The 23306-nt window shown below is 65.7% G+C and carries 22 protein-coding genes and 1 tRNA gene; 8 read left to right on the plus strand and 15 right to left on the minus strand.

Annotated elements, in window-relative coordinates; all coding sequences use genetic code 11:
- Positions 1 to 41: 41 nt before the first annotated feature.
- Both K2X73_RS10415 and K2X73_RS10420 read left to right on the plus strand, forming a co-directional pair.
- Complete coding sequence (locus K2X73_RS10415; protein WP_294110776.1) at positions 42 to 608, plus strand: sigma-70 family RNA polymerase sigma factor; 567 nt, start codon at positions 42 to 44, stop codon at positions 606 to 608.
- A 296-nt stretch (positions 609 to 904) separates the two neighbouring features.
- Entirely contained in the window at positions 905 to 1639 is a 735-nt protein-coding gene (locus K2X73_RS10420) for a chlorite dismutase family protein (protein ID WP_294110608.1), read from the plus strand.
- Positions 1640 to 1864: 225 nt separating this feature from the next.
- On the opposite strand, the gene K2X73_RS10425 is transcribed toward K2X73_RS10420, so the two are convergent.
- The gene (locus tag K2X73_RS10425) at positions 1865 to 2239 is read right to left on the minus strand and encodes a hypothetical protein (RefSeq protein ID WP_294110610.1); all 375 of its coding nucleotides are present in this window, start codon (positions 2237 to 2239) and stop codon (positions 1865 to 1867) included.
- A gap of 57 nt (positions 2240 to 2296) precedes the next feature.
- Between K2X73_RS10425 and K2X73_RS10430 the strand changes: the two genes are divergently transcribed.
- Entirely contained in the window at positions 2297 to 2902 is a 606-nt protein-coding gene (locus K2X73_RS10430) for a ferritin-like domain-containing protein (protein WP_294110612.1), read from the plus strand.
- Positions 2903 to 2947: 45 nt separating this feature from the next.
- Positions 2948 to 3286 carry a c-type cytochrome gene (locus K2X73_RS10435; RefSeq protein ID WP_294110614.1) on the plus strand — a complete coding sequence of 113 codons (339 nt, stop codon included), beginning with the start codon at positions 2948 to 2950 and terminating at the stop codon, positions 3284 to 3286.
- Positions 3287 to 3539: 253 nt separating this feature from the next.
- Here the strand turns inward: K2X73_RS10435 and K2X73_RS10440 are convergent, their stop codons facing one another.
- The 8 genes from K2X73_RS10440 to K2X73_RS10475 form a co-directional block, all read right to left on the minus strand.
- A complete protein-coding gene (locus tag K2X73_RS10440) occupies positions 3540 to 5561 on the minus strand; it encodes a TonB-dependent receptor plug domain-containing protein (RefSeq protein WP_294110615.1) in 2022 nt (673 codons plus the stop codon).
- A 110-nt stretch (positions 5562 to 5671) separates the two neighbouring features.
- The gene (locus tag K2X73_RS10445) at positions 5672 to 6808 is read right to left on the minus strand and encodes a HAMP domain-containing sensor histidine kinase (protein ID WP_294110617.1); all 1137 of its coding nucleotides are present in this window, start codon (positions 6806 to 6808) and stop codon (positions 5672 to 5674) included.
- On the minus strand, positions 6805 to 7563 hold the full coding sequence (locus K2X73_RS10450; protein ID WP_294110619.1) for a response regulator transcription factor: 759 nt from the start codon (positions 7561 to 7563) through the stop codon (positions 6805 to 6807). Before K2X73_RS10450 ends, K2X73_RS10445 begins: the two co-directional genes overlap by 4 nt.
- On the minus strand, positions 7532 to 8050 hold the full coding sequence (locus K2X73_RS10455) for a hypothetical protein (protein WP_294110621.1): 519 nt from the start codon (positions 8048 to 8050) through the stop codon (positions 7532 to 7534). The genes K2X73_RS10450 and K2X73_RS10455 overlap by 32 nt, the downstream gene beginning before the upstream one ends.
- Positions 8051 to 8738: 688 nt before the next feature.
- Entirely contained in the window at positions 8739 to 9281 is a 543-nt protein-coding gene (locus tag K2X73_RS10460; protein ID WP_294110624.1) for a hypothetical protein, read from the minus strand.
- Positions 9278 to 9598 (minus strand): hypothetical protein, encoded by a 321-nt coding sequence (locus tag K2X73_RS10465; RefSeq protein ID WP_294110626.1) that lies wholly within the window; start codon positions 9596 to 9598, stop codon positions 9278 to 9280. Before K2X73_RS10465 ends, K2X73_RS10460 begins: the two co-directional genes overlap by 4 nt.
- A 24-nt stretch (positions 9599 to 9622) precedes the next feature.
- On the minus strand, positions 9623 to 10474 hold the full coding sequence (locus K2X73_RS10470; protein WP_294110628.1) for a hypothetical protein: 852 nt from the start codon (positions 10472 to 10474) through the stop codon (positions 9623 to 9625).
- A gap of 243 nt (positions 10475 to 10717) precedes the next feature.
- Positions 10718 to 10791: transfer RNA gene (locus K2X73_RS10475), tRNA-Gly, on the minus strand.
- A 242-nt stretch (positions 10792 to 11033) separates the two neighbouring features.
- On the opposite strand from K2X73_RS10475, the gene K2X73_RS10480 reads away from it, so the two are divergent.
- The gene (locus K2X73_RS10480; RefSeq protein ID WP_294110630.1) at positions 11034 to 11942 is read left to right on the plus strand and encodes a LysR family transcriptional regulator; all 909 of its coding nucleotides are present in this window, start codon (positions 11034 to 11036) and stop codon (positions 11940 to 11942) included.
- On the opposite strand, the gene K2X73_RS10485 is transcribed toward K2X73_RS10480, so the two are convergent.
- Positions 11887 to 12414, minus strand: coding sequence for a redoxin domain-containing protein (locus tag K2X73_RS10485; RefSeq protein WP_294110632.1), 528 nt, complete (start codon positions 12412 to 12414; stop codon positions 11887 to 11889). The two genes, K2X73_RS10480 and K2X73_RS10485, sit on opposite strands and share 56 nt — an antisense overlap.
- A gap of 575 nt (positions 12415 to 12989) precedes the next feature.
- On the opposite strand from K2X73_RS10485, the gene K2X73_RS10490 reads away from it, so the two are divergent.
- Complete coding sequence (locus K2X73_RS10490; RefSeq protein WP_294110634.1) at positions 12990 to 13733, plus strand: AraC family transcriptional regulator; 744 nt, start codon at positions 12990 to 12992, stop codon at positions 13731 to 13733.
- Positions 13734 to 13751: 18 nt separating this feature from the next.
- Here K2X73_RS10490 and K2X73_RS10495 read toward each other — a convergent pair whose 3' ends face one another.
- Both K2X73_RS10495 and K2X73_RS10500 read right to left on the minus strand, forming a co-directional pair.
- Entirely contained in the window at positions 13752 to 14633 is an 882-nt protein-coding gene (locus K2X73_RS10495) for a transporter (RefSeq protein ID WP_294110636.1), read from the minus strand.
- A gap of 139 nt (positions 14634 to 14772) precedes the next feature.
- Positions 14773 to 15681: an AraC family transcriptional regulator gene (locus K2X73_RS10500; protein WP_294110638.1), complete on the minus strand. Its 909-nt coding sequence runs from the start codon at positions 15679 to 15681 to the stop codon at positions 14773 to 14775.
- A 372-nt stretch (positions 15682 to 16053) separates the two neighbouring features.
- On the opposite strand from K2X73_RS10500, the gene K2X73_RS10505 reads away from it, so the two are divergent.
- Positions 16054 to 17268 carry a hypothetical protein gene (locus tag K2X73_RS10505; RefSeq protein WP_294110641.1) on the plus strand — a complete coding sequence of 405 codons (1215 nt, stop codon included), beginning with the start codon at positions 16054 to 16056 and terminating at the stop codon, positions 17266 to 17268.
- A gap of 22 nt (positions 17269 to 17290) precedes the next feature.
- Entirely contained in the window at positions 17291 to 19465 is a 2175-nt protein-coding gene (locus K2X73_RS10510; protein ID WP_294110643.1) for a TonB-dependent receptor, read from the plus strand.
- Between the two features lie 160 nt (positions 19466 to 19625).
- Here the strand turns inward: K2X73_RS10510 and K2X73_RS10515 are convergent, their stop codons facing one another.
- The 3 genes from K2X73_RS10515 to K2X73_RS10525 are packed head-to-tail and all read right to left on the minus strand — an operon-like array spanning position 19626 to position 23293.
- Positions 19626 to 20747 (minus strand): hypothetical protein, encoded by a 1122-nt coding sequence (locus K2X73_RS10515; protein WP_294110645.1) that lies wholly within the window; start codon positions 20745 to 20747, stop codon positions 19626 to 19628.
- An 8-nt stretch (positions 20748 to 20755) separates the two neighbouring features.
- Positions 20756 to 21316 (minus strand): chlorite dismutase family protein, encoded by a 561-nt coding sequence (locus K2X73_RS10520; RefSeq protein ID WP_294110647.1) that lies wholly within the window; start codon positions 21314 to 21316, stop codon positions 20756 to 20758.
- A gap of 36 nt (positions 21317 to 21352) precedes the next feature.
- On the minus strand, positions 21353 to 23293 hold the full coding sequence (locus tag K2X73_RS10525; RefSeq protein WP_294110648.1) for a beta-galactosidase: 1941 nt from the start codon (positions 23291 to 23293) through the stop codon (positions 21353 to 21355).
- Positions 23294 to 23306 lie beyond the last annotated feature (13 nt).

Genomic DNA, 23306 nt, shown 5'->3' on the forward strand with positions numbered 1-23306 from the left:
GGGGCGAAAAACGCTTGCCCAGCGAGCAAAATCAGGCGATCTTGAAGTCAAGCGGCAGGCCACTTGGAGAATGTCGGCTCAAAGCCTTTGCCGCGATCGAGACTTTCGAGGGCCGGTCGAAGCTTTCGACCTGGCTTACCCGCATCGTCATCAACGAGGCCCTGGCCCGGCTGCGCTCGGCGCGGCGCCATGCGGCGCGCGCGGAGCAAATGGCAGCGGCGGCGCGCCACATTGACACGCTCTTTGGCACAACGCCGCCGCCGACCCCGGACCAATTTGCCGAGCAAGCCGAACTGCGCGTGTTGCTGGAACAGGCGATCGCGCGGCTGCCGGTTACCTACCGCATCGCGTTTGTTCTCCGAGAGATCGAGGGGATGACGGTGGATGAAGTCGCCGCCGCGCTCAATGTTCTTCCCGCAACGGTGAAGATCCGGCATTTTCGGGCGCGGCGCATGCTACAGGCTGATCTCGCGCCGGTCGCGCGCGACGTGCTCGATGGGTCGCTGCTGTTTGGCGGCGCGATCTGCGTGGCGCTTACCGAGCGGGTGAACGCGCTGATCGCCGCGCACCGCGACGCGGCGCCGGGCCGCGCGACGCTGTCGGGTTAAACGAAGCAGGGCAAGCGCGCCGCGTTTCTTCGCGCGATGCTGAAACGCCAAAGGGCGCTTGGGCATCTAAGCGCCATGCTCCCTGGATTTGCCCCCCGTGATCCGTCTTTGGCCCTGTGTTTCACCCGCTATAGCGCCGCCCGATTTCAGCTCGGGCGCCAGCGCAAGGCGGCTCGAAAATCGCAGCCCTTTAGAAACGCGCCGCCGCGTCCCGGTGTAATCGCCCGCTTCGCCGGGCTGGCGCGCCTATGCGGCAGATCGTGACCATCGCCTCTTGAGAAATAAGGAACCCCAGGATGACCGATCGAGACGGGCTTGCGGCAAGAGCGATGATCGCCAATAGGCGTCATTTCATGCTGGCCGGGGGCAGCGCGCTTGCCGGGATCGGCGCGCTCGGTTTCTCAGCCGACGCTGCCGCCGCCGCTGCCGCGCCAGCCGCCGCGGCGGGGGGCGTCAACCGGATCGGCTTTGCGGGCGGCGCGGGCGGGGAGTGGCGGGTAAGAAGCCAGACCACCCTGACCGGGGAGTCCTTGCCAAAGGTTGCCGGCTTGACCGTCCAGCTCAATGCGGTCCCCGCCGTGCCCGGGGCGGTGTGGACGCTCGACGGTGTGATCAGCAATTTGCGCTACACGACAAACCAAGAAGTCGCCGAGTTGCGACGCGCGCAGGCGCCCCTCGCGCGGCCCGAGGCGATCTATGCATCGCTTATTCCCATCCGCAAGAAACAGGCCTGGTGGGATCTGCCCCAGGACGATCGGCGCGCGATATTCGAGGAGCGCTCGGGCCACACCTCGATCGGCTTGCGCTTCCTGCCGCAGATCGCCCGGCGTCTGCACCACTCGCGCGATATAGGCCAGCCGTTCGATTTCCTCACCTGGTTCGAATATGCGCCGCAGCATGAAGCACTGTTCGAGCAGTTGCTAGTGGAACTGCGCGCAAGTGAAGAATGGACCTATGTCGACCGAGAGATTGACATTCGGCTGGTCCGCAGTGCGCCGGCGCAAGCGGTCGGCGCTAAAACCGATCTATAGGCGCGACATCACCGGGGTCGGCGGGGCGAGACACCTCTGCTCGCCGGCATCCCGACAAGAACTCCATGCGCCAGCTTTCGTGAATATTCTCGTTTAATTCCGTTATAAAACCCCCATCCGTGATCCATTATCTTACAAAGAACCCTTAATTGCCGCACTATTATTTGTGGAAATGTCGGCGTTATATCGTTATAATCGCCAAAAATATAGCGCGCGTCCGCAACTTCAATCGACAGAGAACTTTTCTGTTCTTTGCATTATTGTCCAAAATTGCTGCGATGGTTCGATGTCATCGGTAACGCAGGCGCCCGAGCGGTATCTAATAGCAAACAAGCCGTCGGAAGGCGAACCCGTGAGCCTGATTACGGCACCCACCTCAGCCGCTGCGCTGCCCGCCAGCCTAGCCGGCCAAGCCTGTTGATGACCGCGATCCCGATCCCCCAGCGCGTTTAAATGGGGCCGGTCCGCCGCCCAAAACTTCCGTACCGCGTAATCAAATCGCCGATTTATCGCCGGAACATCGTTCCCCATGCCGTTTTTTCGTGGATCACGGAACCGGCAAGCGCCTGCGTTCCAAAATAGATCGGCGACTTCAACCATTTCCTTAGGCGCGAGCAACCCTGAAGCAATCGCGCCCCGAGCAGAGGGAGAATGACGATGATTGAAAAGAACCGGCTGAAAACGGCTGAACGCGCGACCGATCGGCGGAATTTCATGCTCGGCGGGGGTGCCGCTATCGCCGGGATCAGCGCGCTCAACTTTCTGAGTGGCCCCGCCACCGCCGCCGCGGTCAAGCGGCAGCTCAAGACGGCGGGTGAGGGTGATGTCGGCATTCTACAGGGCGCGCTCGCGCTCGAAATGGAGGGGATCGCCGCCTATACCATCGCTGGCGGCAGCGGCTTGTTGACTCCCGGCACGCTCAAAGTGGCGCTGGTGTTTCTGGGCCACCACAAGGCGCACCGAGACTCGCTCGCCAATCTGATCATCAAGGCGGGCGGCAAGCCGGTCGAACCCAAGACCGATGCCGAATATACCGCCAATCTCAACCTTGGCGCGCTGAAATCGGAGGGCGATGTGGTGAAGCTCGCCGCAGCGCTCGAGCAGGGCGCCGCCAACGCCTATGTCGGTCAGGTCGCCGCCTTGCAGGACCGGTCGATCGGCCATTTGTTCGCGCAGCTCTCGACCGACGAAGCGGTTCATTGGGCGGTACTGAGCGGTGCGCTGGGCAACAGCGTTCCAGCCGAACCCTATCTGTTCGGGTGATCAACGATGCGCCCTTCTTCAATCATCGTGGCGATGGCGGTTCTGATGACCGCCACGCCCGCCGCGGCGCAATCGCCGGCGGATGGCCAGGCGCTGTATCAGGCAAAATGCGGCGGCTGCCATTCGCTGGACGCCAACCGCATCGGCCCGGCGCATCGCGGCGTCGTCGGCCGGAAGATCGCGACCGCACCGGGCTATCCCTATTCCAGCGCGATCAAAAAGCTCGCCGGTGTCTGGACCCCGGCCCGGCTCGACGTGTGGCTGCAAGGTCCGCAGAAGCTGGCGCCAGGATCGAAAATGTTCCTCACCATTCCCGATCCAACCCAAAGAGCCGCGATCATCGCCTATCTTGTCGCGAACTCGACAGCTTCGACCGGGCGGTAGGGCGTTAACATCTATTCCTGATTATTGTGGATCAGGTGCATAGGATACGCTGTGGTAATGAAAGATTGATCTGGTGGCGGCGGTGTTCCAAGCGAGCCTGCGCGAACACGGTCGCCACCCCCAAATCTTCGGTAGAAGAGCCAAAAGACGCCGCTGATTTTGGGATCACGAACGGCCGCCCTGAACGGCCGAAAGAGTGGCGCGTAGCGGCCAGTGGCTCCCAAAGTCTGCTTAATGGCGCCATCGGCTACCCTCAGAAACCTCCCTCGATCTGTAGCGCGAACAGCCGCCGCGACATTCGTCGGCGCGATTCGATCACCGAGAAGGGAACCTCGCCCCGCACCCCGGCATAGCGGAACAGGTCGCGGTCGACCGCCTGGTCGAACAAGCGGTTCACTTCGAGCGAAAGTTTCAACCCCTTGCGCACCACGAATTCGCCGAAGACCGAAACCGCCGGTCCGGGGCGGTAATCGCTGAACAGCGCGCTGCGGAAAGTGCGGCTGGGCGGCTCATAGGTGAAACGTGCGCCATAGGTGATGTCGCGCGAGGCGACGTGGCGGAAGCTGATGGTGCTGGGGTCGAACTCGCTGTTCTGGAAGGGGCGGGTCTGCCTGTTGAACGGATCGGTCACCATCGTGCGCCGCCAGGCGGCGTTCACCGTCAACTCGGCGCCGCGCAGCAGGAAATCGAGCGGCAGCGTCGCCAGCAGATCGACGCCATAGGCGGTGCCGCTCGGGATGTTGCCGATGCCCTGGCCGCCCGCCACCGGGATCACGTCGACGATATTGCGCGCGCGCTCACCGACCAGCGTGACCGCCACGCTGCCGCGCTTGCCCCAGCGGCGCTCGATCGTCAGCCGCGCGGCGTCGGTCTGCGGCGGTTGCAGCGCGGCGTTGGTCTGGGTCGCCGATCCGTCGGACACTTGCTGCGCGCCGACGAAATCGCCGAAATCGAGCTGGCCGACCAGACGTTCGAGCCGCAGGTTCACCGATGTGCGCGCGCCCGCCGCCCAGTTGAGCACCAGCCGGGGCTTCAGGAAGCGATAGGTGTTCGCACCGCGAAACGGCGCGGCGAGCTCGATCCGCGAGATTTCGCCGGCGAGCGCGGCTTCGATGCTCAACTGCTTGATGCCGCTATAGGTGGCGGAAATCGCCGCCGATCCACGCCATTCGCCGACATCGGTGGTCCCTTGGTCCAGCAGGGATTGTCCCGCCGGGCTGGTGCCGAAGAAAGCGGTGGCGGCGCCCAGCGTCGTCCGCACGCCCTCCACCGCAATCTCGCCCGAAAGCTTGGACCAGCGCGGCGCCCAGCCCGCGCGGAGGATCGTTTCCGATCGAGTCTGCTTCGATTCGAACCGCGAAGCAGCGAAGTCTTCATCGGGAAAGCGGGATTCGATGCCCGAAAGGAAGCGCGATCCCGACCAGGTTTGCAGCACGATCGCCTTGGCTTCGCCCCGCCCGATCGGGCACTTCAGCTCCAGCGAAAGCTCGGCGCTGCGATCGCGACTGGTATCGCTTTCCAGATCGAGGCGCGTCAGCTCGGGCTGGCCGATGGTGAACACGTCGAACTGGGACCGCCGGGTGAATTCGGAGGTGCGCAGCGCGGTGGACAAAGTGGTCGTCACGCCGGCGATTTTCCCGGCGATGCTGAACGACCCGGCGACCGCCTGATTGCGCCGGTTATCGACCAGCGGACCATCCTCCACGATTGCGCCGCCCGCGTTGATCAGCCGTTCGCGCCCTTCAAGCCGCATCAGCGTGTCGACCCCGCCGTCAACGCTTGCCGAAACGCTCGCCCCGGCGATAGCACCTTTCCAGGAAAGGGCGCCTGTGGGGGCGACGCGACTGTCGCCCACCGTTTCGCCGCGCAGGCGCCAGCTGCCGCCACCGCTCGCCTTCAGCACGATGTTCGCGATCAGCCGGCTGCCGCCGCCCTGCAGCCCCGCCGAGGCGCCGTCGAGCAGCTCGATCCGGTCGACCGTGGCGGCGGGAATGCGCTTGAGATACTCGGCGAGCGCGACATCCTTGGTCACCGGGCGCGCGCCGTTTATCAGCACATTGCCCGCGGCATCGCCAAAGCCCCGCGCGCCATTCCCCTCCACCAAGGTAAAGCCGGGCACGCGGATCAGCATATCCAGCGCATTTTGCGGCTGCACATCGGCAAAGAAGGCGGCGGGATAGCTGGCCTTGGCGGTCGCGCCCTCGGCGGCGGCGGCGCGCGCTGAAACGATGCCGGCGCACAGCACGGCGAGCAGACTGACCGATCCCAGCTTCATTGATCCTCCCCAGCTTCCATCGTGCTGGGTCGCATGTGCCTGGTGCGGGCTGGTTGGCGGTTGCTTGCCGGATTGTTGCGATCGACCAAGCGGTGGCGGTGCCGCGCGGCTCAATCCGCCGGCAGGATCATCTCGGCGCGCGCGCCGCGCGGCTGGTTGGCGCTGAGCTGCAATTCGCCGCCATGCGCGCGCGCCACCGCCTCGACGATTGCAAGGCCCAGCCCCGATCCGCCCGATTGGCGCGAGCGCGACTCGTCGCCGCGCACGAAAGCGCCCGCCAGCGCCTGCGGATCGGCGACCGGCCAGCCGGGGCCGGTGTCGCTGACCGCCAGCACGATCCTGCCCCCGCTGCTGCCGACCGAGAGGCGGATGGTGCTACCGGGCGCATAACGGATCGCGTTGCTCACCAGATTGAGCAGCGCCCGCTCGATCCGGGCGGGATCGGCACGGGTAGTGATCGCGGCAACCTCGGGGATCAGCGTCGCGCCGCCCGCCTCGGCTTCCGGACGCAACGCCTCGATCACGGCACGGGCGGTCTGGTCGAGCCGCACGTCCTCGATCTCCAGCCGCAGCTCGCCCTGCTGGCGTGCCGCGAGCAGGTTGAGGTCCGCCACCAGTTGATCGACTAGCGTGATCTGTCGCAATAGGCTTTCGAGCATTGCCGCGTCGAACGCGAAGACGCCGGCTTGGGCGCCGATCAGCCGCCCGCGCATCACCGCGAGCGGGGTGCGCAGCTCATGCGCGATCGCTGCCGAGCGCAGGCGGACATCGTTATCGGCGGCATCGAGTGCTGCGACCATCGTCGTGAAATCGCGGTGGAGCGTCGCGATCTCGCGCGGGGCGCTGCTGCTGAGCGGCGGCGGCGGTTCGCGGCCGCCGAGCGCCACCGCGCGCGCGCAATCGGCAAGCGCGGCGATCGGCCGGGCAATGCGCTGGGCCGAGCCGATGGCGAGCGCGCCGCAGATGGCCGCCGTCAGCGCGATCAGCGCGCCGAGCGCCCAATTATAGTTCAGCCGCCACGGCGCAAAGCCATGCGCCAGCTTGAAATTTTGCACCTGCGGCGAACATTGGCCGTGATCGGCGAGCAAACGCGAAAGCGTCTGCTGATCGGGCGCCGACAGGCTCGCCAGGAACAGCTTGTCGCGAATGAGGTAGATGTAATCGGGCACGAAGGCTGCGACCAGGGCCGCGACCACGCTGATCACGATCGCGCTCAGCGCGATGCGCGTGCCAAGGCTCGTCGTCATGCCACCAGATCCAGGCGATAGCCCTCGCCGCGGATGCTGGTGAGCCGCACGCCCGCTCCCGCGCTTTCCAGCTTCTGGCGCAACCGGCTGATGTGCGGATCGACCGAGCGATCATATGCATCCCCCGCCAGCGCATGATCGACGATCTGTGCGCGGCTCACCAGCCGGCCGCCGCGCTCGACGAACAGGCGGAGCAGGCGGAACTCGACCGGGGTGAGCGTGAGCGGCACGCCATCGGCAAAGGCCCGGAACGCCTCCAGATCGACCCGCAGCTTGCCGAAGCCGAGCGTGCGATGCTCCGGCTGCCGCGCCGCGCGCCCGAGCAGCACCTTGGCGCGCGCGATCAGTTCGAGCGGGTTGAACGGCTTCACCAGATAATCGTCGCACCCCAGCCGGAAGCCGGTGAGCTTGTCGATATCATCGCCCAGCGCGCTGACGATCAGCACGCCCGTCGCCTTGCCGGTCGAGCGCAGCTCGGCGAGCACCGATAGCCCGTCGCGCCCCGGCAGGCGAATGTCGAGCACCAGCAGATCGGGGCACCACCACCGCGCGGCGTCGATGGCGTCGGTACCGCTGGTCGCGATCAGGCACTGCGCCTCCTCCTTCTTGAAGAAGGCCTCGACGATTTCGGCGATTTCGGGTTCGTCCTCGGCGATCAGCACCTTCACGCCGCGCAGCGCGTTGTCGATCGTGCGGCTGGCTTCCTCGATCACATCACCCCCGTCATTCGCGCGCCTGTTCGAGCGAAACATCATCTATAACCAGCGTGCCGCTTTCCTCGAACACCGAGATGCCGATCGCGATACGCTTCGTGCCCGCCGGCACCACCGCGCGCAGCCGGCGTTCGTTCCAGGCGGCATCGCGCCAGGGCGCGTCATAATCATTGAGATAGCCGAGCCGTTTGCCGGCTGCATCGACGAACGCCAGCCACAGGCCCGCCTTGCTCTTCGGGTTGCCCCGGTGGAGCCAGGCGGAGAGGATGATGGGGCGGCCCTCCAGCCCCTCCGCCGCTATCCCCTGGATGATCCCGGCATAGCCGGCGCTGCTCGTCTGCTTGTCGAAAGTGATCGCCACTGCATTGGCGCCGCCATGCACCTGCGCGGTTGTGAGGGCGTAGCCCGCCTCGGCACGGTCCGGGCGCCAGCTCTCGGGCAGATCGGGTGCTGTCGGCGCGGCGCCTTCGAAGCCCCCGTTCTTCAGCAGGTTTGGCGCCTGGGCATCCACCGGCTGGGTCCAAGACACCAGAGCAACGAGCGCTAACAAGATGTGACGAAGAGATATAGCGCGCATCGTTTCCCCGCGAGTATTGGGTAAGGCGCGCTCGCGGGTGCGGGCGTCGCGACATCGAGTGGTGGCAATAGCGAACGTCGACAGCTGCTCGGGCTGGTCGATGCCACGCCGTTGTTTCCCCGGCATTGTCAGATTGTTGCGACACTGTTGCGCCGGGTGCCAAGGGCTCGCGGCCAGACGCAATTCATGCGGCCGCAGGCGCAGTTATCCGCCGTTTTTCGCCGCTGAACGTCGCACACCGTAAGAAACGGTTGCGAATCCTCTCTCATCAACCGTTTTCCGCCGTTTCACGGTGTAGAACGGCAGAATTCCTAGCTTCCCCACCACACAATCACTTCCTGATGTGCGTCATTCGTACGTTGCGGTGCTGCTCAGGCTGGGCGGCGAGAGCAGCTATGCGTTTGCGTTCTGACGGATAACGCACTTGTGGTTTTCTGGCCAATGACGAAACCGTGCTCGCCCACCAGCAGTATCAAGCCTTTTTTCGGGCGGCACACCCGGCCGCTGACCCGGTGCGTGACCGCTGCTCAACTGGCAGAAGGCGGACCGGTGCGGGATCAAGGTGATCAGTCACAGCCGGCAAGGCTGCGACCATTACTTCCAGGCGCTTGGCTAGGATTGGGGCGCTGCCTTTCATGAATCAGGCCTTCGAATATTTTCTTGGGCCCGTCCCCTCGCGCGCATGACCCAGGATGTCGTCAACGATAAGTTGCTTGGCATCCGACGCATCCGAAGCGCTGCCTCCGGTCGTTCGAAGGGAGTGAAGGTCGGCGCGCTTGCCCTCCGATGTCCCCGGTAGCGGGAGAAAACCGTCAACATAATCGAGAGGGTACCGGCCCGCCGATGCGTAGAACCGCTTCCCGCCGACATTTACGAGATTCTTTTGATACAGCTCATGAAATGCCTCGACATGCCCCTCGGTCTCAATGGCCTTGGCATAATCTCGTAGACCAAGCCGCAACAGCTCCGGATGGAGAGGGACCATGCGACGTCGCGAAGGACGCTTTAAGCCTGGCGGCCGCTCGCCATCTTTGCTTTTTGTCATGTTTTCGGCGATCGTCAAAAACAGTGTGTCAACGTCGATGGCGAAATCTTCGCATTCCAATCCGCATAATTGCTCTTGTGAAATAATACTGGAATTGAGAAGGAGAGGCGCCCAATATGCCGCATCGTGCCAGATCATTGGTTATTGGTGATCTTGAAGCGCCGACCGCATCCACCGCCGCCGGTATAGATCGGCGATGAGAAAAACTGACGCAAATGTTTATCCGTCCAAGGCATTCTATCGGGATCGTCGGGATTATCAATCGGGCTGGCGCTTGTTAAGGCCGTGAAGTCGAGCACGGGATCCTTGCCATAGCGAGGCTTCCACGCGGTCTTCCTCAACTCTCGGCCGAGTCTGCTGAGCGTGGTTAGGTCACGGTTAACCGTTCGAATATCGCGCTTCTTACCGGCTTTCTTCGAGACCTCGGTTATCACCTCATCAAACGGGCAGCTCATGTTGCCCTTCTCGACGGTGCCCCATTAAAAATCTGTCGGTAGTTGTCGAAGCGTGGCGGCAAAGTGCTGTGCCTCGCCTGGCCGATAGTCGCACAGCCGCTTGTTACCTGTGATCCAAGCGAAACCGCGGATGACGCGCACGCGTTGCGCCACGTCTTCGTTCCAATCCCCCGATGCTTGGATATCGGCGACGATGTCGTCGATGACATTCGAGAGGCGGCGCGTGTCGTTCGTCAGGAACGGCGTTGGGATTGGTGCCTCGACAGGCGCGGGCGCCGCTCGTGCTGTCTCGCTCACATCGACCCGAAGCTGCATGACCAAGTTGTCGTCGAGCAGAATCGACATCCGATTACCGCCGGTTGCAACTTCAGCGCGATCAAGAAGCTGTGCCCTGGTCTGAGCTTCGGCTTTGGCCGGCAAGATTTGTGCCTTGGCGTCTCGGCTTGTGGCGGTGTTGATCGGGGCCTCGATCGACGCGAGGCATGCGCGCGCACTTGCTGTGGCCGCCCGGTGCGGTGCCAACGCCTTGAGCATCAGCACGACCGCATGGCGGTCAGCGTCTAAGAACCCCTCCGTCAAGCTATTCAAAAGCTCGATCGATATCGTGTCCGCATCTGGGGCGAGGCGGGCGGCGATGCGATAAGTCGCCTCAAGCACTTGAGCGGCGCGTGGATCGCTCCGCCCATCTCCGTCGAGCCGCGCGGCGGTTGCCAGACCGAGCTCCTCGTCGAGGCCGCGTTTAAACGGAGCAACGGCCTCACTTGCGGTCATAAGGCCGCGCTCGATCCGCTCGTTCATCATCATCGTCATCGCATCCCACCGGACCGACAGCCGGCAGACGAGGCGGCGTGCCTCGACGGGGTCGGCGGTCTTCAACGGAACGGTTATAGGACGGTTTACGAATTTCCGCCGGTAGAGCCTGCGGCGATAATGGTAACGTGCGCCACGCCGCGTGAGATACGATATCGTCGCCACTTCCGAGCCTCGCTCCGGTCGGCGGCACCGGCTCTTTTCGCAGGCGGACGGTGTGGCGTGTGCGCAGCTTGGTGCACAGACGCGTGTCCCGCAGAGCTGGTTCCGACGCCGGAATGGCGGATTTCTGCGGGTTCAGCGCGGATGTGGAGCGGGTGAAGGGAATCGAACCCTCGTCGTAAGCTTGGGAAGCTTCTGCTCTACCATTGAGCTACACCCGCGAGCTGATGGCCCCTTGGCACAGTCGCGGGCGAGGCGTCAACCGGCGGCTAGCGCAACTTCCCGAAAGCTTCGTTCACCAACCTTGGCAATCGTCACCGAACCGAAACCGCGTTACGAGTGGCATAGCTACATGAAGATGAACGTCGACCAGCCCTGTTGCCGCCGCCTCCCCCTTGTAACGGCCATACGCTTCGCCGCGAACCCAAAGCAGAACATCGCGCACTGACGGGAGGCCAACCACATGGAAATGCAACAGGTCCGCTATTTTCTCGCGGTGGCGGAGACGCTCAATTTCACCCGTGCGGCGGCGCAGTGCCAGGTGAGCCAGCCCGCGCTGACGCGCGGTATCAAGCTGCTCGAGGCTGAGCTCGGCGATGAGCTGATCCGCCGCGAGGGGCGACTTACCCATCTGACCGAACTGGGCGCGCGGCTGCTCCCGATCCTGCGCCAATGCTATGACAGCGCGGTCTCGGCCAAGGCGGTGGCGGCGGCGGTGACGGCGGGGGAGGCGACGACGCTGCGGTTGGCGATTACCCCGGTGCTCGATCTACAGCTGATCATGCCGATGCTGCGCGAGCTGCGTCGGGTCTATCCCGGGCTGCGGCTGAAGCTGCGCCGCGCCGCCCCGGACGGGATCGCGACAATGTTGAAGCGCGGCGAGGCGGATCTGGCGATCTGCGCGCTGCTCGAGGATGAGTGGGATCGGTTCGAGGCGCGGCCGATCTTTACCGAGGGTTTCGACCTGCTGTTCCCCGCCGACCATCCGCTGGCGGCCGAGGCCGGCGTCGTGCCGGTGGCGGCGGCGGCGAAGGCGGGCGAGACTTTTGTGCTGCACCGCGGGGCGGGGCTGATTGGTGGTGCGGTCGCGGCGCTGGAAGCCGCGGGAGTCGATTCCGGCCGCGCGCACGAGGTCGATCGCTGCGATGACATGATCGCGCTGGTCGAGGCCGGGGTGGGGGTGGGCGTTGTGCCGGCCAGCGGCCTGGCAGTTACCCAGCTGCGGCGTCGGCGCGGCGTTGGTCTTCCGCTTTCGCGCACGATCGCGATTTATGCGGTGACCGGCCGACCGCAGCCGCGCGAGGCGGCGGCGCTCGTCAACCTGCTGCGGGCGGCGGACTGGTCGGCGGTGGCGGCCCCGGCGGCGGCATGAGCGTGGCGAGCGCCGCGCGCAGATCGAGCCGCCGGCGATAGTCCGGATCGACATGGGCGAGGCGGATCACGCCGTCCCGGTCGACGACGAACACCGCCGGAATCGGCACGATCCACCCGGCGCCGTTCTGGTAACTCGGCACATCGATTCCTGCCGCCTCGATCTGTCGCGCGACCGACGGATCGATCCAAACCGCGAGGCCCAGCGATAGCAGATAGCCCGCACCGACATCGCATAGGAACACCGCGTCGTCGCCAATTTTCTGGCGTAGCGCGGCGGCGGGGCCATGGGTTTCGGCGGAAATGAACACGAGCCGCGCCGCGCCCGCCGCCGACGCGAGATCGGCGACCTGAACCCGGCAATAATGGCACCAATGGCCGCGTACGACAACGATCGCGACCGGCCCCTGATCGAGCAACTCGGCGAGCGAGACCAGCCGATGCGCATGATCCGGCAAGCGGAACGCCGGCATGAGCTGCCCCGCGCGAGGTGTCTGAAGTCCGGCGCCCGCGCGTTCCAGGCGTGTGATAAGCTGTTCAATTGCCCGCGCAAATCGGGGGCTTGCGCTGAGCAGGCCTTGGGTGACGACCGCCAGTTTTTCAGCGAGCGGCGCGTCGAGAGCGATTGCCGAATCGGCCACTCTATCGAGTTCTCGAACGACGTCGTTCAAGTTCTTGGCCTTTCCGTGCTAGCCCTGATGGTACGGAGCGTGCCTTTATGCATCACTGGTGTACGCTGCGCCACGCATCGAAACGATACACCCCGCCGTGCCGGCTTGGGGTTAGTCTGGAAACCAGTGGCAGCAATCGGCGCGAGGGCACGCGCGATCAAAGGGATAGTTTGGTGACCGTCGCCAATCGCCTATCGCTGGGAACACCCCCACCGCCGCATGCCGCGGGCGGCTCGCGTCGTCAGCGCCGGCTGCGCGGGCGTGATTGGCTGCCGCCCAATGCCTGGGCCGAGTGGGCCGAGGGGCGGCCGCCTGTCGCGGTATGCAATCATCTGTCAGGCGCTTTGATCCAGCGCTGGTCGAGCACGGCGCCCGCGATGATGCAGCCGCCCCTCGATCATCACCTGCTCGTGCTGCACCTTGGCGGCCCGAAACGGATCGTCCGTTCTGGCGGCCTGAGCACGGCGCATGTCGATATCGGCAGCGGCGCCTTCACGATGGTGCCGGCGGGCAGCAGCTATCGATGGCTCACCGCCGGGCCGATCGATTTCGCGCACCTGTTCCTCCACCCCGATCGCTTCGCGCGCGATATCGCCGAGACCTATGGCGTCGCGGCGGATCAGGTCCGCTTCGCCGACCAGCTCGGGCGTAGCGATGCGATAGTGCGGGCGTTGTTCGAACTATTGCTCGCCGATAGCGGCACCGATCCGCTCGCGGCGGAGGCGCGACTCACGCGGCTCAACCTGCGGCTGGCGACGCTTACCGGGGCGACGCTGCGGGCGCTGGGCGATGCACCCTTGCCGCCGGCACGGGTCGCGCGGGTGCGCGATTATGTCCGCGCGCATCTCGCCACGCCGATCACGCTCGATGCGCTCGCCAGTGAGGGTGGGATGAGCCGCTATCACTTCATCCGCGCGTTTCGCGCGGCGACGGGCCTCACCCCTTATGCCTTTGTGATCGCCGAGCGGGTGGCGGCGGCGGTGGATGCGCTGCGCGCGGGCGAGCGTACCATCGCGGAGATCGCGGTCGAGACCGGCTTTTCGAGCCCCGCGCGGTTCAGCGAGCGCTTCCGCGCCCTGATTGGCCATACTCCGGCCGAGTTCCGCCGCGCCTGTCGATAAGGCGCGGCGGCGGCGGGGTTAAAAGCCCTGCACGATCTGGACGATGAACCGTTCACGGAACGAGTTGCGATAGGGCGTTACCGGGAAAGTCACGCCGCCGAGCAGGAACAGATTGCCGCCAAGATGGGTACGCAGGCCCGGCGTGATGCTGACGAAGCTGGGCGCGTTGCGCGTCACCGGTTCGGACCAATTGGCGGCGACATACCATGTAAGATCGCCGAACGGCGTCTTCGAGTGCGGGGTCACCGTCTGGCCGATCGTCGCGTTGACCACCACCGCATCGGGATCGGTCCGATCGCCGATCTGATAGCCGACGCGTCCGCGCAGCGAGAAGCCGTGGCCGATGTCGGTGAAGACGTTGACCTGCGGCGTAGGCGAGAAGCGGTTGTTGCCTAGCAGCACCGATCCGGTCGGCAACCGCCAGCCGACCCCGGCGTTGATCGACAGGTTGCGCGTTTCGGCGAGCATCACGAGCGTCGACAGGGTGATGTCGCCGAAATTGTCGCGGCCATTGGTCAAGCGCTGATAAAAGGGCACTTCGAGCCCGGCCCAGAAGCGGCGCGACAGGGGATAGTTGAAGCGCACCAGCACTTCATGCGCATCGGGTCCACGGCTGTCGGTGTAATCATAGGCCAGGTGGAATTCGCGGGTGAAGAAGCCGTCCGCGGTCGCCAGCCAGCCCTGGCGCGGCGCGCCGCTGGTGCCATTGGGCACCGGAATCCAGCGCTCGGTGAATTCCTTGCCGAAATTGCCGAACTTCAGCGGAGTCCATTCGCGCGGCGCTGGCGCCGGGTCCACTTGAGCTAGCGCGATCGCCGGTTCGGCGGTGGCCGGCTCGGCTGGGGCAGCGGCGGCGGAGTCGATCGGATCGGCGTGGCAGATTGCAGGTGATGCAAGCAATGCGATAGATAAGGCGAAGAAACCGCCTTTGACGTTAACAGCCATAGTTGAGCCCTTTTATAATCGGCTCATGCTAAATATGGCTGTGGGCGCGAAGAATATTCTCTGTTTCGGATGTCTATTGCGGATCTCTGCGCTGTTATCGTATATAATCCCGGCGATAGCGCCCTGGCGAGGTGCCCAGCGCCTTGCTGAAGACCGAGGTGAAGTGCGACTGGCTGGCGAAGCCGCATTCGAGCGCGATCTGCACCAGCGGCAACTGGCTGTCGCTCAGCAGCTGCTGCGCGCGCGCCAGGCGGCGCAGGCTCACATAATGATAGGGGCTTTCCCCCGTCGCCAGCTTGAAGGTGCGCGAGAAATGGAAGGGAGAGAGGCCCGCCACCGCCGCCAGCGCGCTCAGGCTGATGTCGCTATCCAGATTGGCCTCGATATAAGCGAGCACCCGGCTGAGCTTGGCGGGTGACAGGTGCACCCGCTCGCGCGGGCTCGGGTCGTTGCTGCGCACCAGCACGGCGGCGATCGCACGCATCAACCCTTCCACCAGCTGGTCGGACGCGAAGCTGGGGGCGCGCATTTCCTGCTCGATCATCATCACCAGCTGCGCGAGCCGCTGATGCGGCTCCATATAGAACGCCGGCGGCACTTCGGCACCCAACTCGCGGATCAGCTCCGCCAGATAATCCCGGGGGATGGCGACGATCAGCGCGCCATTGCCAGCGGGACATTCGAGATCGGCTTCGATGCCGGGCGGCATGAAGCTGACATGGTGCCGCAGCAGCGGCTTATCGATTTGCTCGGCGCCGATCTGGCCGCGGCAGCGCCCTTGGGACCCCAGGTTGACGATCAGCGCGGCGTTGGCCCCGTCGCGGCTGCGAACGCGCACCGGCCCGTCGCCGCGCGCGCCGAGGTGGCGCACCACGCTCAGCCGATCCTGGTGGAAATAGACCAACTCGGCGATCGGCGGCAGCGAGAACTGGATAGCATCATAGGCGGCGCTGCCGGTGGCGCCGTGGTACATCAGGTCGTTCGGCCTAAGCGCGTTGCACATCGGTAGACTCCCTGGTCGCCGGGTATCGGCAGCACATTGCTGCTTCATTGCTGCCAACCCGTGGGTGCTAGCTCGGTCGATCGTGACACAGGCGCAAGGGGTCGGGCGGAAGAACCGCAATAAAGCGGAAGTGCCGGAAAACAGCCAACCAGCCGCCAAGGTGAGGTAGGCAACCGATTGTCGCCGTGAAATTTTGTGAGTCAGATGCCTCTTGTCGGTTTTCGAACATAATCGTCGAGCGCCACCCTCGACCGGGCAAGCATCCACAAAAGCGACCGCGAACCTGAAAGCGTGCCTGCTCGATTCACGGCATTTCGGCGCCGCCACGCAATAGATGCGCGATGAGCGGAAGTCGCTGAACAGGAGAAACCGATGTTGTCGAAAGCCATCACGAAGAAGGCCGCGATCCTGGCCGGCATCCTACTGACCGGAACCGCGACAAGCGCTTTCGCAGGGGAAGTCGTTGTGCGCGGCAAAGAGGGCAAGCCCCTCGACGAGGTGCGCCGCGCTCCGGCCTCGATTTATCAAGATCAGCGCACGATCGTCGCGCAACCTTCACCCTCGGAGGTGAAGCCTGAATTTCTTGGGCCGGTGCTGTTGATGAAATCAGCCCATGTCGATCTCGAGAAGGGCACCGCGACGCTGCCGCTGCGCAAGGGCAAGCTGAAGGATGGCCGCCCGGTTTGGTTCATAATTACCGACACCACCGATGAGAACCTCGCCAATTTGAGCGGCGTCAACTACTCGCCGAAAATGGCCTATGGCCTCACGGGCGCCGCCACCCGCCACGCGACGATCGAGAAGGACGGCACCTTCACCTTCAATGCCGGCTCGGTGGACTTCAAGCCGGCGCTGTCGATCGTTCCAGGCCCGGCCAATGCGCCGTTCCCGCCCAAGAGCTTCCAGCCGGGCGCGGTGGGTGACGCTGCCTATACGCCGATGGTCTATATCGACAATTCGGCCAAATCGGTGATCTTCAACGCCCCCGTCGTCTCGATGGCGAGCGAGGCCGAGCTCAACACGATGTGCGACGGCAACGCCGATTACAGCAAGGTGCATGACAAGGTTGTCGCGATCTGCCCGCGTGACGAAACCGTCACGCTCAAGCTGACGCTGGGCTATACCTTCGACAAGCCGATCCAGTATCTCTCTACCGAGGCGAACGATCCGTTGGTCGCGACGCTTGAAAACGCCATCTACGCGCCGGCGCTCAAGGATCTGCCGTTCGCGCTCGAGGATGCCTCGCCGGGCGAATCAGCCGAGCGTATCGTTGTCGTGGTGAACGGCGCGACCGGCAAGGACAATCCGCACCGCCAGGGCTTGGTGAGCGCGCTGAGCGGCGAGGGCGGCCCGCTGAATGTGCTTGGGGGCATCCCCACGATCAATCTGGACTATTCGCCGATGTGGCGCATCTTCCCGCTGGTTTGGACCGACGAGGCGATCCAGAAGGGCTATCGCTATCGCATCACCAGCGCGCTGCAGGCCGCCGAAATGGATACGCGCGGCTTCCTGAAGAGCCTGGACGGTGGGCCGTTCCGCGCGGTGGGGTTCGTGGTCAACTGCCCGGTGGTCTATCGCATCAACTAAACCCAACCGTGTCCCGAGCCGGGTGACCAGCCTGTCCCCTATCCAACTGGCCACCCTGAGCGCGGCGCTGGCGATTGCCGGCGCCGCCGGTGCCGGGGCGGACGCGCAGACAACCGCCGACCCGACTGCGTCGTCCGCCCTGGCACAACACTCCCCGTCACCACCCGACATGCCCGCGATCGAGGGCATGACGCCCACCGAGGTGACACGGATGGCGCCGATGGCGGCGCTGCCTCCCGACATCGTCGTCACCGGCGCGCGGGTGCGCCGCCAGACCAGCCTGGTCGCGAGCGGCGCGGTGCTTTCGGGCGAGGAACTGGCCGCGCGCGCCCGCTCGACGATCGGCGAGACGCTCGCCCACCAGCCCGGCATCAGCTCTACCGCCTTCGGCCCCAGCGCTTCGCGCCCGGTGCTGCGCGGCTTCCAGGGTGAGCGCGGGCGGCTGCTGATCGACGGGGTGGGGACGCTCGACGTATCGAACACCAGTCCCGATCACGCGGTCGCGCTCAACCCGCTGGTCGCCGACCGGATCGAACTGCTGCGCGGACCGGCGGCGCTGCTCTATGCTTCGGGATCGAACGGCGGGGTGGTGAACACCGTCAGCGGGCGCATCCCGCGCCGCGCGCCGGCTGGGATCGAGGCGACGACGCAGCTCGGCTATGGCAGCGCCGCGACCGAGGCGAGCTTCGGCGCGCGCGTCGATGCGCCGCTCGGCGGCCTCTGGGTCGCGCATTTCGACAGCCAGTATCTGCGCGGCGATTCGGTCGAGACCGGCGGGTTCATCCTCGCGCCGATCGAGCGCGCCGTCGCCGCCGCCGCGCCCGATCCGGCGATCGCGCGGCTGGCACGGCTGCGCGGGCCGCTCCCCAATACCGGGTTCCAGACCTGGGAAGTGGGCGGGGGCTTGAGCGCGGTATTCGGCGGCGGCCATGCGGGCTTTTCGCTCTCGAACTACGGCAATCAATATGGCCTGCCGACGCGGCTGTCGCTCGATCCGGCGACGCCGCAGCCCGACACCTATATCGCGCTCAACCAGCTGCGCATCGACGGCCGGTTCGAGGTCGATCTGCCCGCCGGGCCGTTGAGCACGCTGCGCGGCCGCTTCGCCTGGGCCGATTACCGCCATTTCGAGATCGTGCGCGGCGGCCCGATTTCGGCGGCGTTCCGTAATCTGGGCTATGAAAGCCGGGTGGAAGCGGTGTTCGGCCGTCACGCCTGGCGCGCGACGCTCGGCGCGTCCTATGCCGATCGCGATTTCAAGGTGCTGGGCGCGGCGCCGCTGCTGCCGCCCAACCGCACCCGACAATATGCGCTGTTCGCGCTGCACGATCTCGATCTCGGCCGGCTGAAGCTGGAGGGCGCGGTGCGGTTCGACCAGAGCGACGTGCGCGCGGTGGTCGATCCCATCCTGCGCAACCCGCCGCTCGGGCGCGGCTTTGGCGTCTGGGCGATTTCGGGCGGCGCCAATTATGCGCTGGTGCCCCAATGGAAGCTCGCGCTCAACGCCAGCTATCTGGAGCGCGCGCCGGTGGTCGAGGAATTGCTGACCCAGGGCATAGACCCCGGAACGCAGGGCCAGTTGATCGGCAACCCCGCGCTTCCGATCGAGCGCAGCTGGGGCATCGAGGCGGTGCTGCGCGGGCAGGGACGCTGGGGCAGCGCGACGATCGCCGCGCATTACACCGATTTTTCGAGCTATATTTTTCCCGCCGAGACCGGTGCGTTGGTGCAGGGGCTACCGGTGTTCGCCTTCACTGTCGCCCCCGCGCGTTATTGGGGGATCGAGGCGCAGGGCCGGGTGCCCATCGCGCGCTGGCACGGGGTTGCCATCGCGGGTGACGCGCTGGTCGATTATACCGAGGCGACGCTCGCCGGCGGCGCGCCGGTTCCCCGCATCCCGCCGCTACGACTGCTGGCGGGGATGAGCGCCACCGCCTCCCGGCTGGACGGGCGCGCCGAGATTGAGTGGACCACGCCGCAAAGCCGCGTCGCCGCGTTCGAAACGCCGACGCGCGGCTTTGTGATGGTGAACCTGAGTCTCGCCTGGAAGCCGCTGCCGCGCCTTAGCCGGTTGCAACTACGCCTCGTCGCGAACAACCTGTTCGATGCCGAGGCGCGCCGCCATGCGAGCTTCCTGAAGGACTTCGCGCCGCTCGCGGGGCGCGACGTGCGGCTGAGCGCTCGGTTGGGGTTTTAGGGGGGCGCCATCCCAAAAATGACGTGCACCCATAGATACCAAAGTCACCCCCGACGTTATCCGCGGTCCCACTTCTTCTCCTGTCGCCAGGTAGCGGGATCGCGGCTCATGGCCGGGGTAACGGGCAGTTCATTGGGGGGACGCTGACCCGCCCGCCGCCTCAAAGACCCTCGGGCTTCGGCCCGCGCCGGACGGTGTCGAGCGTCGCGCAGTGAAACGCGCCGCCGAACGGACCGTAAGCGATGAAGTCGCACGGGATCGGCTCATAGCCCCAGTCCTTGAACGCCTTGATCAGGCTCGGCTGGCGCTCTTCCACGATCACGCGCTTCTCGTCGATCGAGAGCACGTTGATGCTCGTCCACGGGCTGCACATGGAGATTTTCTCCATGATGTCGTCGACCGGATCAGGGCGCGGCGCGATCAGCAGCTCCCAGTCCTTCAGCACCGGGGGCAGCGCGTCCATGTCCAGATAATCGGGGTTCACCAGCGCGCGCTTGGGGCCGAGGATCAGGAAGGTGGAATCGATGTGCATCGGGTTGCGGCACTTGCTCGGCATCCGGTGGATGCGGAACCGGTCACCCAGATGGCGTTCGAGCCAGGTGATGCCCATTTCGTTCGTCACGTTCGAGCGGGTGACGAAAATGTCGCGCCCGGCGCGCGCGAAGTCGGCGGCGTCGAACACCGGCTCGAACTCGGTCGTCAGGAAGCGCAGCGGCTCGCCATATTTGGGAATGGTATAGTTATAGTCGAAAATCTCGTCGGTCAGCTGCGGGCGCGGGGCCGAGGTCCAGCGCGCGCCGCGCCGAAAATAATCCTTGAACAGCCGGCGATAGGCGTCGCCCTCGAAATAGCGCGAACGCCACGCCATCGGGGTTTCGATGATCTCATCGCCGATCACCAGATAGCCGTCGCGCGGGCAGGCGACGCAGAAGCCCTTGCTCGACCATAGCGGCGAGCCGAAGCTGCGATGGTGCGGTACCTGGTCCGGGCGGACGACCTTGACGTTCGCCTGTTCGAGCACGCGGATCAGGTTGTCGAGCGCCGCCTGGCCGCGCTTGACCATCCATTTGGGATAGCGGCGTCCCGCGACCAGCCGGTGCAGCCGGCCGGTGAAGCTCGGGACGTTGAGCGTCACCGAGACGTGATAGGGCGGGATCGTCGCGCCTTCCAACCGGCCGACGATGACTTCCTCAAGCGGATCCCACTCGTTCCACGACCACACCGCGGGCAGCGCGGCCTCCGGCGTGCCGCTGTGCGAAGGCGCATCCTGTTCAAGCAACATCTAGCGACTCATTCCCCTGGCTTCGGCGCCTCCGCATCCGGCAACCGGACCAGGCGCACTTCCACTTCGCGCGCGACATGGCGCCATTCCTCGGTCTCGCGCAACCTTTTAAGTAGTTTATCGAAGGCGCCCTCATGCTCGGGGGCGAACTCGAACCAGGTCAGGAAATCGAACTCGCCGCCCAAGTCCCGGCAATGATAGAGTTTTCGGGCGACCTCCGGCAGATACTCGTGCCCGATCGAGAAATGGCCGCTGCGCGCGTAGATCGCGCGGCGCTCGTCCTGCGCCAGTGCCCACCAGGCGCTGCTCTTGCTGATCGGAATCAGCACGCCGTGAAGCGCCTCCCGCCGGTCGAGCGGGGCGGAGACCGGCTGCAGCGCGTCGCGTTCGTCGGCGGTGGTGTAGCGCAGATTGCTGGCGATGCCGCTCAATTGCCAGGCGCCGCGCCCCGGCGGGCCGACCGCGAGCCGTTCGGCCGGGGGCAGGGTGCCGCCGATGATCGGCTCGATCGAGGTGATCTGCCAGCGACCTGTGGTGCCGGCGGTGAAGTGGGTGGGCTGAGCGAACATGGCGTCGTTGTGCGCGTTGGTCTGGCGCCGGTCTTTTCAACCATTGCGCCCCCGTATCGGCCACGCCGCGACACCGGCGGGCGGGAGCGGGTCGGCGCCGATCATGGGCGCGCCGAACTCCAACGGGGTGAGCGGCACCGCTTCGGGGCCATAGTTAAACGCGAAGCACCAGCGATCGGTGCGGCGCACGCGAAGGTCGGCGGGCAGGGGGGTGAGCTTTAGGTCGGCCTCCAGCGCCATGCGTCGCATCAGCCGGTCGAGCAAGGCAGCGTCGGGCCAGGCGCCGAGGTAGCGCAGTTGCCCCGAGCCGAACACGATACCGCGTCCGTCGGCGAGCTCTTCCTCGGGGGCCAGGTCGCTCTCGACATGCTCGAGCCAGCGGGTCACCGCGAAGCCGTCGCCGTGCTCGGCCAAGCCCTCGCGCAGGCTTTCGACGCGCACGACTTTTAGCGGCAAATGCTCCTGGAGCGGGCCGGGCGGCAGCTCGGGCGGGGTCTGGAAGCTTTCGGTGCGGCTGCCGGTGCGCGGGCCGAACAGCACGGGGACGCCGAGCGCCGCGATCCTGTCCGCCGTCGCTGTGTCGAGCATCGGCAGGCTGGGCGCGACGATCATCCGGTAGGCCGCCAGATCGGCCTCGGGCGGCACGATGTCGACGTCCAAGCCCAGCCGGCGCAACGCCGTGTACCATTCGTGGGCGAGCTGCAGATAGCGGAAGCTCTTGCCCTGGGGCTGGGTCTCGATCGCCCAACTCGCGGGATAGCTGAACAGCAGCGCGACCGGGGCTTGCGGCGTGCCGACCTCCCCCAGCGCCGCCAGATCGTGCGCGGCGGCGCGCGCCTCGATCGCGCCCTGATCCTCGGCGCTGTCGGGGCGGAGCAGCCCGGCGTGATGCGCCTCCTGCCCGAACGGCGCCTGGCGCCAGCGGAAATAGCTGGTCAGCTCGGCACCATGCGCCGCGGCCTCCAGCGTCCACAGCCGCACCATGCCGGGAAGCGGGGCGGGGTTGTGCGCGGACCAGTTCACCGGCCCCGGCTGCTGCTCCATCACCCACCAGCGCCCGCGCCCGGCGCCGCGATAGAGATCATGGTGGAAGGCGGCGATGTCCGGATGGCCTTGCCGGGCGTAACGCAGCTTATCCTCGCGGCTGAACCAGAAGCTGTCGAGGAAGCCGATCGGATAGCTGTCCCACGTCGCTACATCGAGATCGGCGCTGACGTCATGGTGATCGAACTGGGTGAAGAAGCCCATGAAGTTATGGACGATGTCGCGCCCCGGCGAGTCCGCGCGCAGGATCGCGACTTGCGCCGCGTTGAAGGCGCGCACCTGATCGGAGGAAAAGCGCCGCCAGTCCATCACATGCGCCGGGTGCGGCTCGGTGACGGTGAGGTTGGGCGGGTCGATCTCGGCGAAGTCGCGATATTCCATCGACCAGAAGACGGTGCCCCAGGCGGCGTTGAGCGCCGCGACATCGCCATAGCGCGCGCCGAGCCACGCCCGGAACCCCTCGGCGGCGGCTGGCGAATGGCTGATCGCGGTATCGTGGCAGCCATATTCATTGTCGGTCTGCCACGCGACGATGGCGGGATGATCGCCGTACCGTTCGGCCAGCGCGCGGGTGATGCGCTCGGCCTCGGCGCGGTAGCCGGGGTGCGAGAAGCAATAATGGCGCCGCGAGCCGAAACGGCGCGGGCGACCCTGGGCGTCGAGCGCGATCATGTCGGGCATTTGATCGACCAGCCATTTGGGCGGGGTCGCGGTCGGCGTGCCGAGGATGATGCCAAGGCCCTCGGCCGCCAGCGTCGCGATCGCGCGATCGAGCCAGCCCCAGTCGAACCGACCCGGTTCGGGCTCGATCCGGCTCCAGGCGAATTCGCCGATGCGGACCCGGCTGAGCCCGAGCGCGGCCATCCGCCGCGCATCCTCGGCCCACCAAGCCTCGGGCCAATGTTCGGGGTAATAGCAGCAGCCCAGACGCATTACGATCTCCCTT

The organism is Sphingomonas sp. (genome assembly GCF_019746665.1).
Taxonomy (GTDB): Bacteria; Pseudomonadota; Alphaproteobacteria; order Sphingomonadales; family Sphingomonadaceae; genus Sphingomonas.

Bases quoted from the DNA above. Each gene is read 5' to 3' on its own strand.
- K2X73_RS10440 (WP_294110615.1), bottom strand. From the start codon at position 5,561: ATGAAGCTGGGATCGGTCAGTCTGCTCGCCGTGCTGTGCGCCGGCATC.
- K2X73_RS10490 (WP_294110634.1), top strand. From the start codon at position 12,990: ATGATGCAGCCGCCCCTCGATCATCACCTGCTCGTGCTGCACCTTGGC.
- K2X73_RS10445 (WP_294110617.1), bottom strand. From the start codon at position 6,808: ATGACGACGAGCCTTGGCACGCGCATCGCGCTGAGCGCGATCGTGATC.
- K2X73_RS10450 (WP_294110619.1), bottom strand. From the start codon at position 7,563: ATGATGTTTCGCTCGAACAGGCGCGCGAATGACGGGGGTGATGTGATC.
- K2X73_RS10480 (WP_294110630.1), top strand. From the start codon at position 11,034: ATGGAAATGCAACAGGTCCGCTATTTTCTCGCGGTGGCGGAGACGCTC.
- K2X73_RS10430 (WP_294110612.1), top strand. From the start codon at position 2,297: ATGATTGAAAAGAACCGGCTGAAAACGGCTGAACGCGCGACCGATCGG.
- K2X73_RS10435 (WP_294110614.1), top strand. From the start codon at position 2,948: ATGACCGCCACGCCCGCCGCGGCGCAATCGCCGGCGGATGGCCAGGCG.
- K2X73_RS10465 (WP_294110626.1), bottom strand. From the start codon at position 9,598: ATGAGCTGCCCGTTTGATGAGGTGATAACCGAGGTCTCGAAGAAAGCC.
- K2X73_RS10420 (WP_294110608.1), top strand. From the start codon at position 905: ATGACCGATCGAGACGGGCTTGCGGCAAGAGCGATGATCGCCAATAGG.
- K2X73_RS10425 (WP_294110610.1), bottom strand. From the start codon at position 2,239: ATGGTTGAAGTCGCCGATCTATTTTGGAACGCAGGCGCTTGCCGGTTC.
- K2X73_RS10515 (WP_294110645.1), bottom strand. From the start codon at position 20,747: ATGTTGCTTGAACAGGATGCGCCTTCGCACAGCGGCACGCCGGAGGCC.
- K2X73_RS10505 (WP_294110641.1), top strand. From the start codon at position 16,054: ATGTTGTCGAAAGCCATCACGAAGAAGGCCGCGATCCTGGCCGGCATC.
- K2X73_RS10485 (WP_294110632.1), bottom strand. From the start codon at position 12,414: ATGCCGGCGTTCCGCTTGCCGGATCATGCGCATCGGCTGGTCTCGCTC.
- K2X73_RS10525 (WP_294110648.1), bottom strand. From the start codon at position 23,293: ATGCGTCTGGGCTGCTGCTATTACCCCGAACATTGGCCCGAGGCTTGG.
- K2X73_RS10500 (WP_294110638.1), bottom strand. From the start codon at position 15,681: ATGTGCAACGCGCTTAGGCCGAACGACCTGATGTACCACGGCGCCACC.
- K2X73_RS10520 (WP_294110647.1), bottom strand. From the start codon at position 21,316: ATGTTCGCTCAGCCCACCCACTTCACCGCCGGCACCACAGGTCGCTGG.
- K2X73_RS10460 (WP_294110624.1), bottom strand. From the start codon at position 9,281: ATGATCTGGCACGATGCGGCATATTGGGCGCCTCTCCTTCTCAATTCC.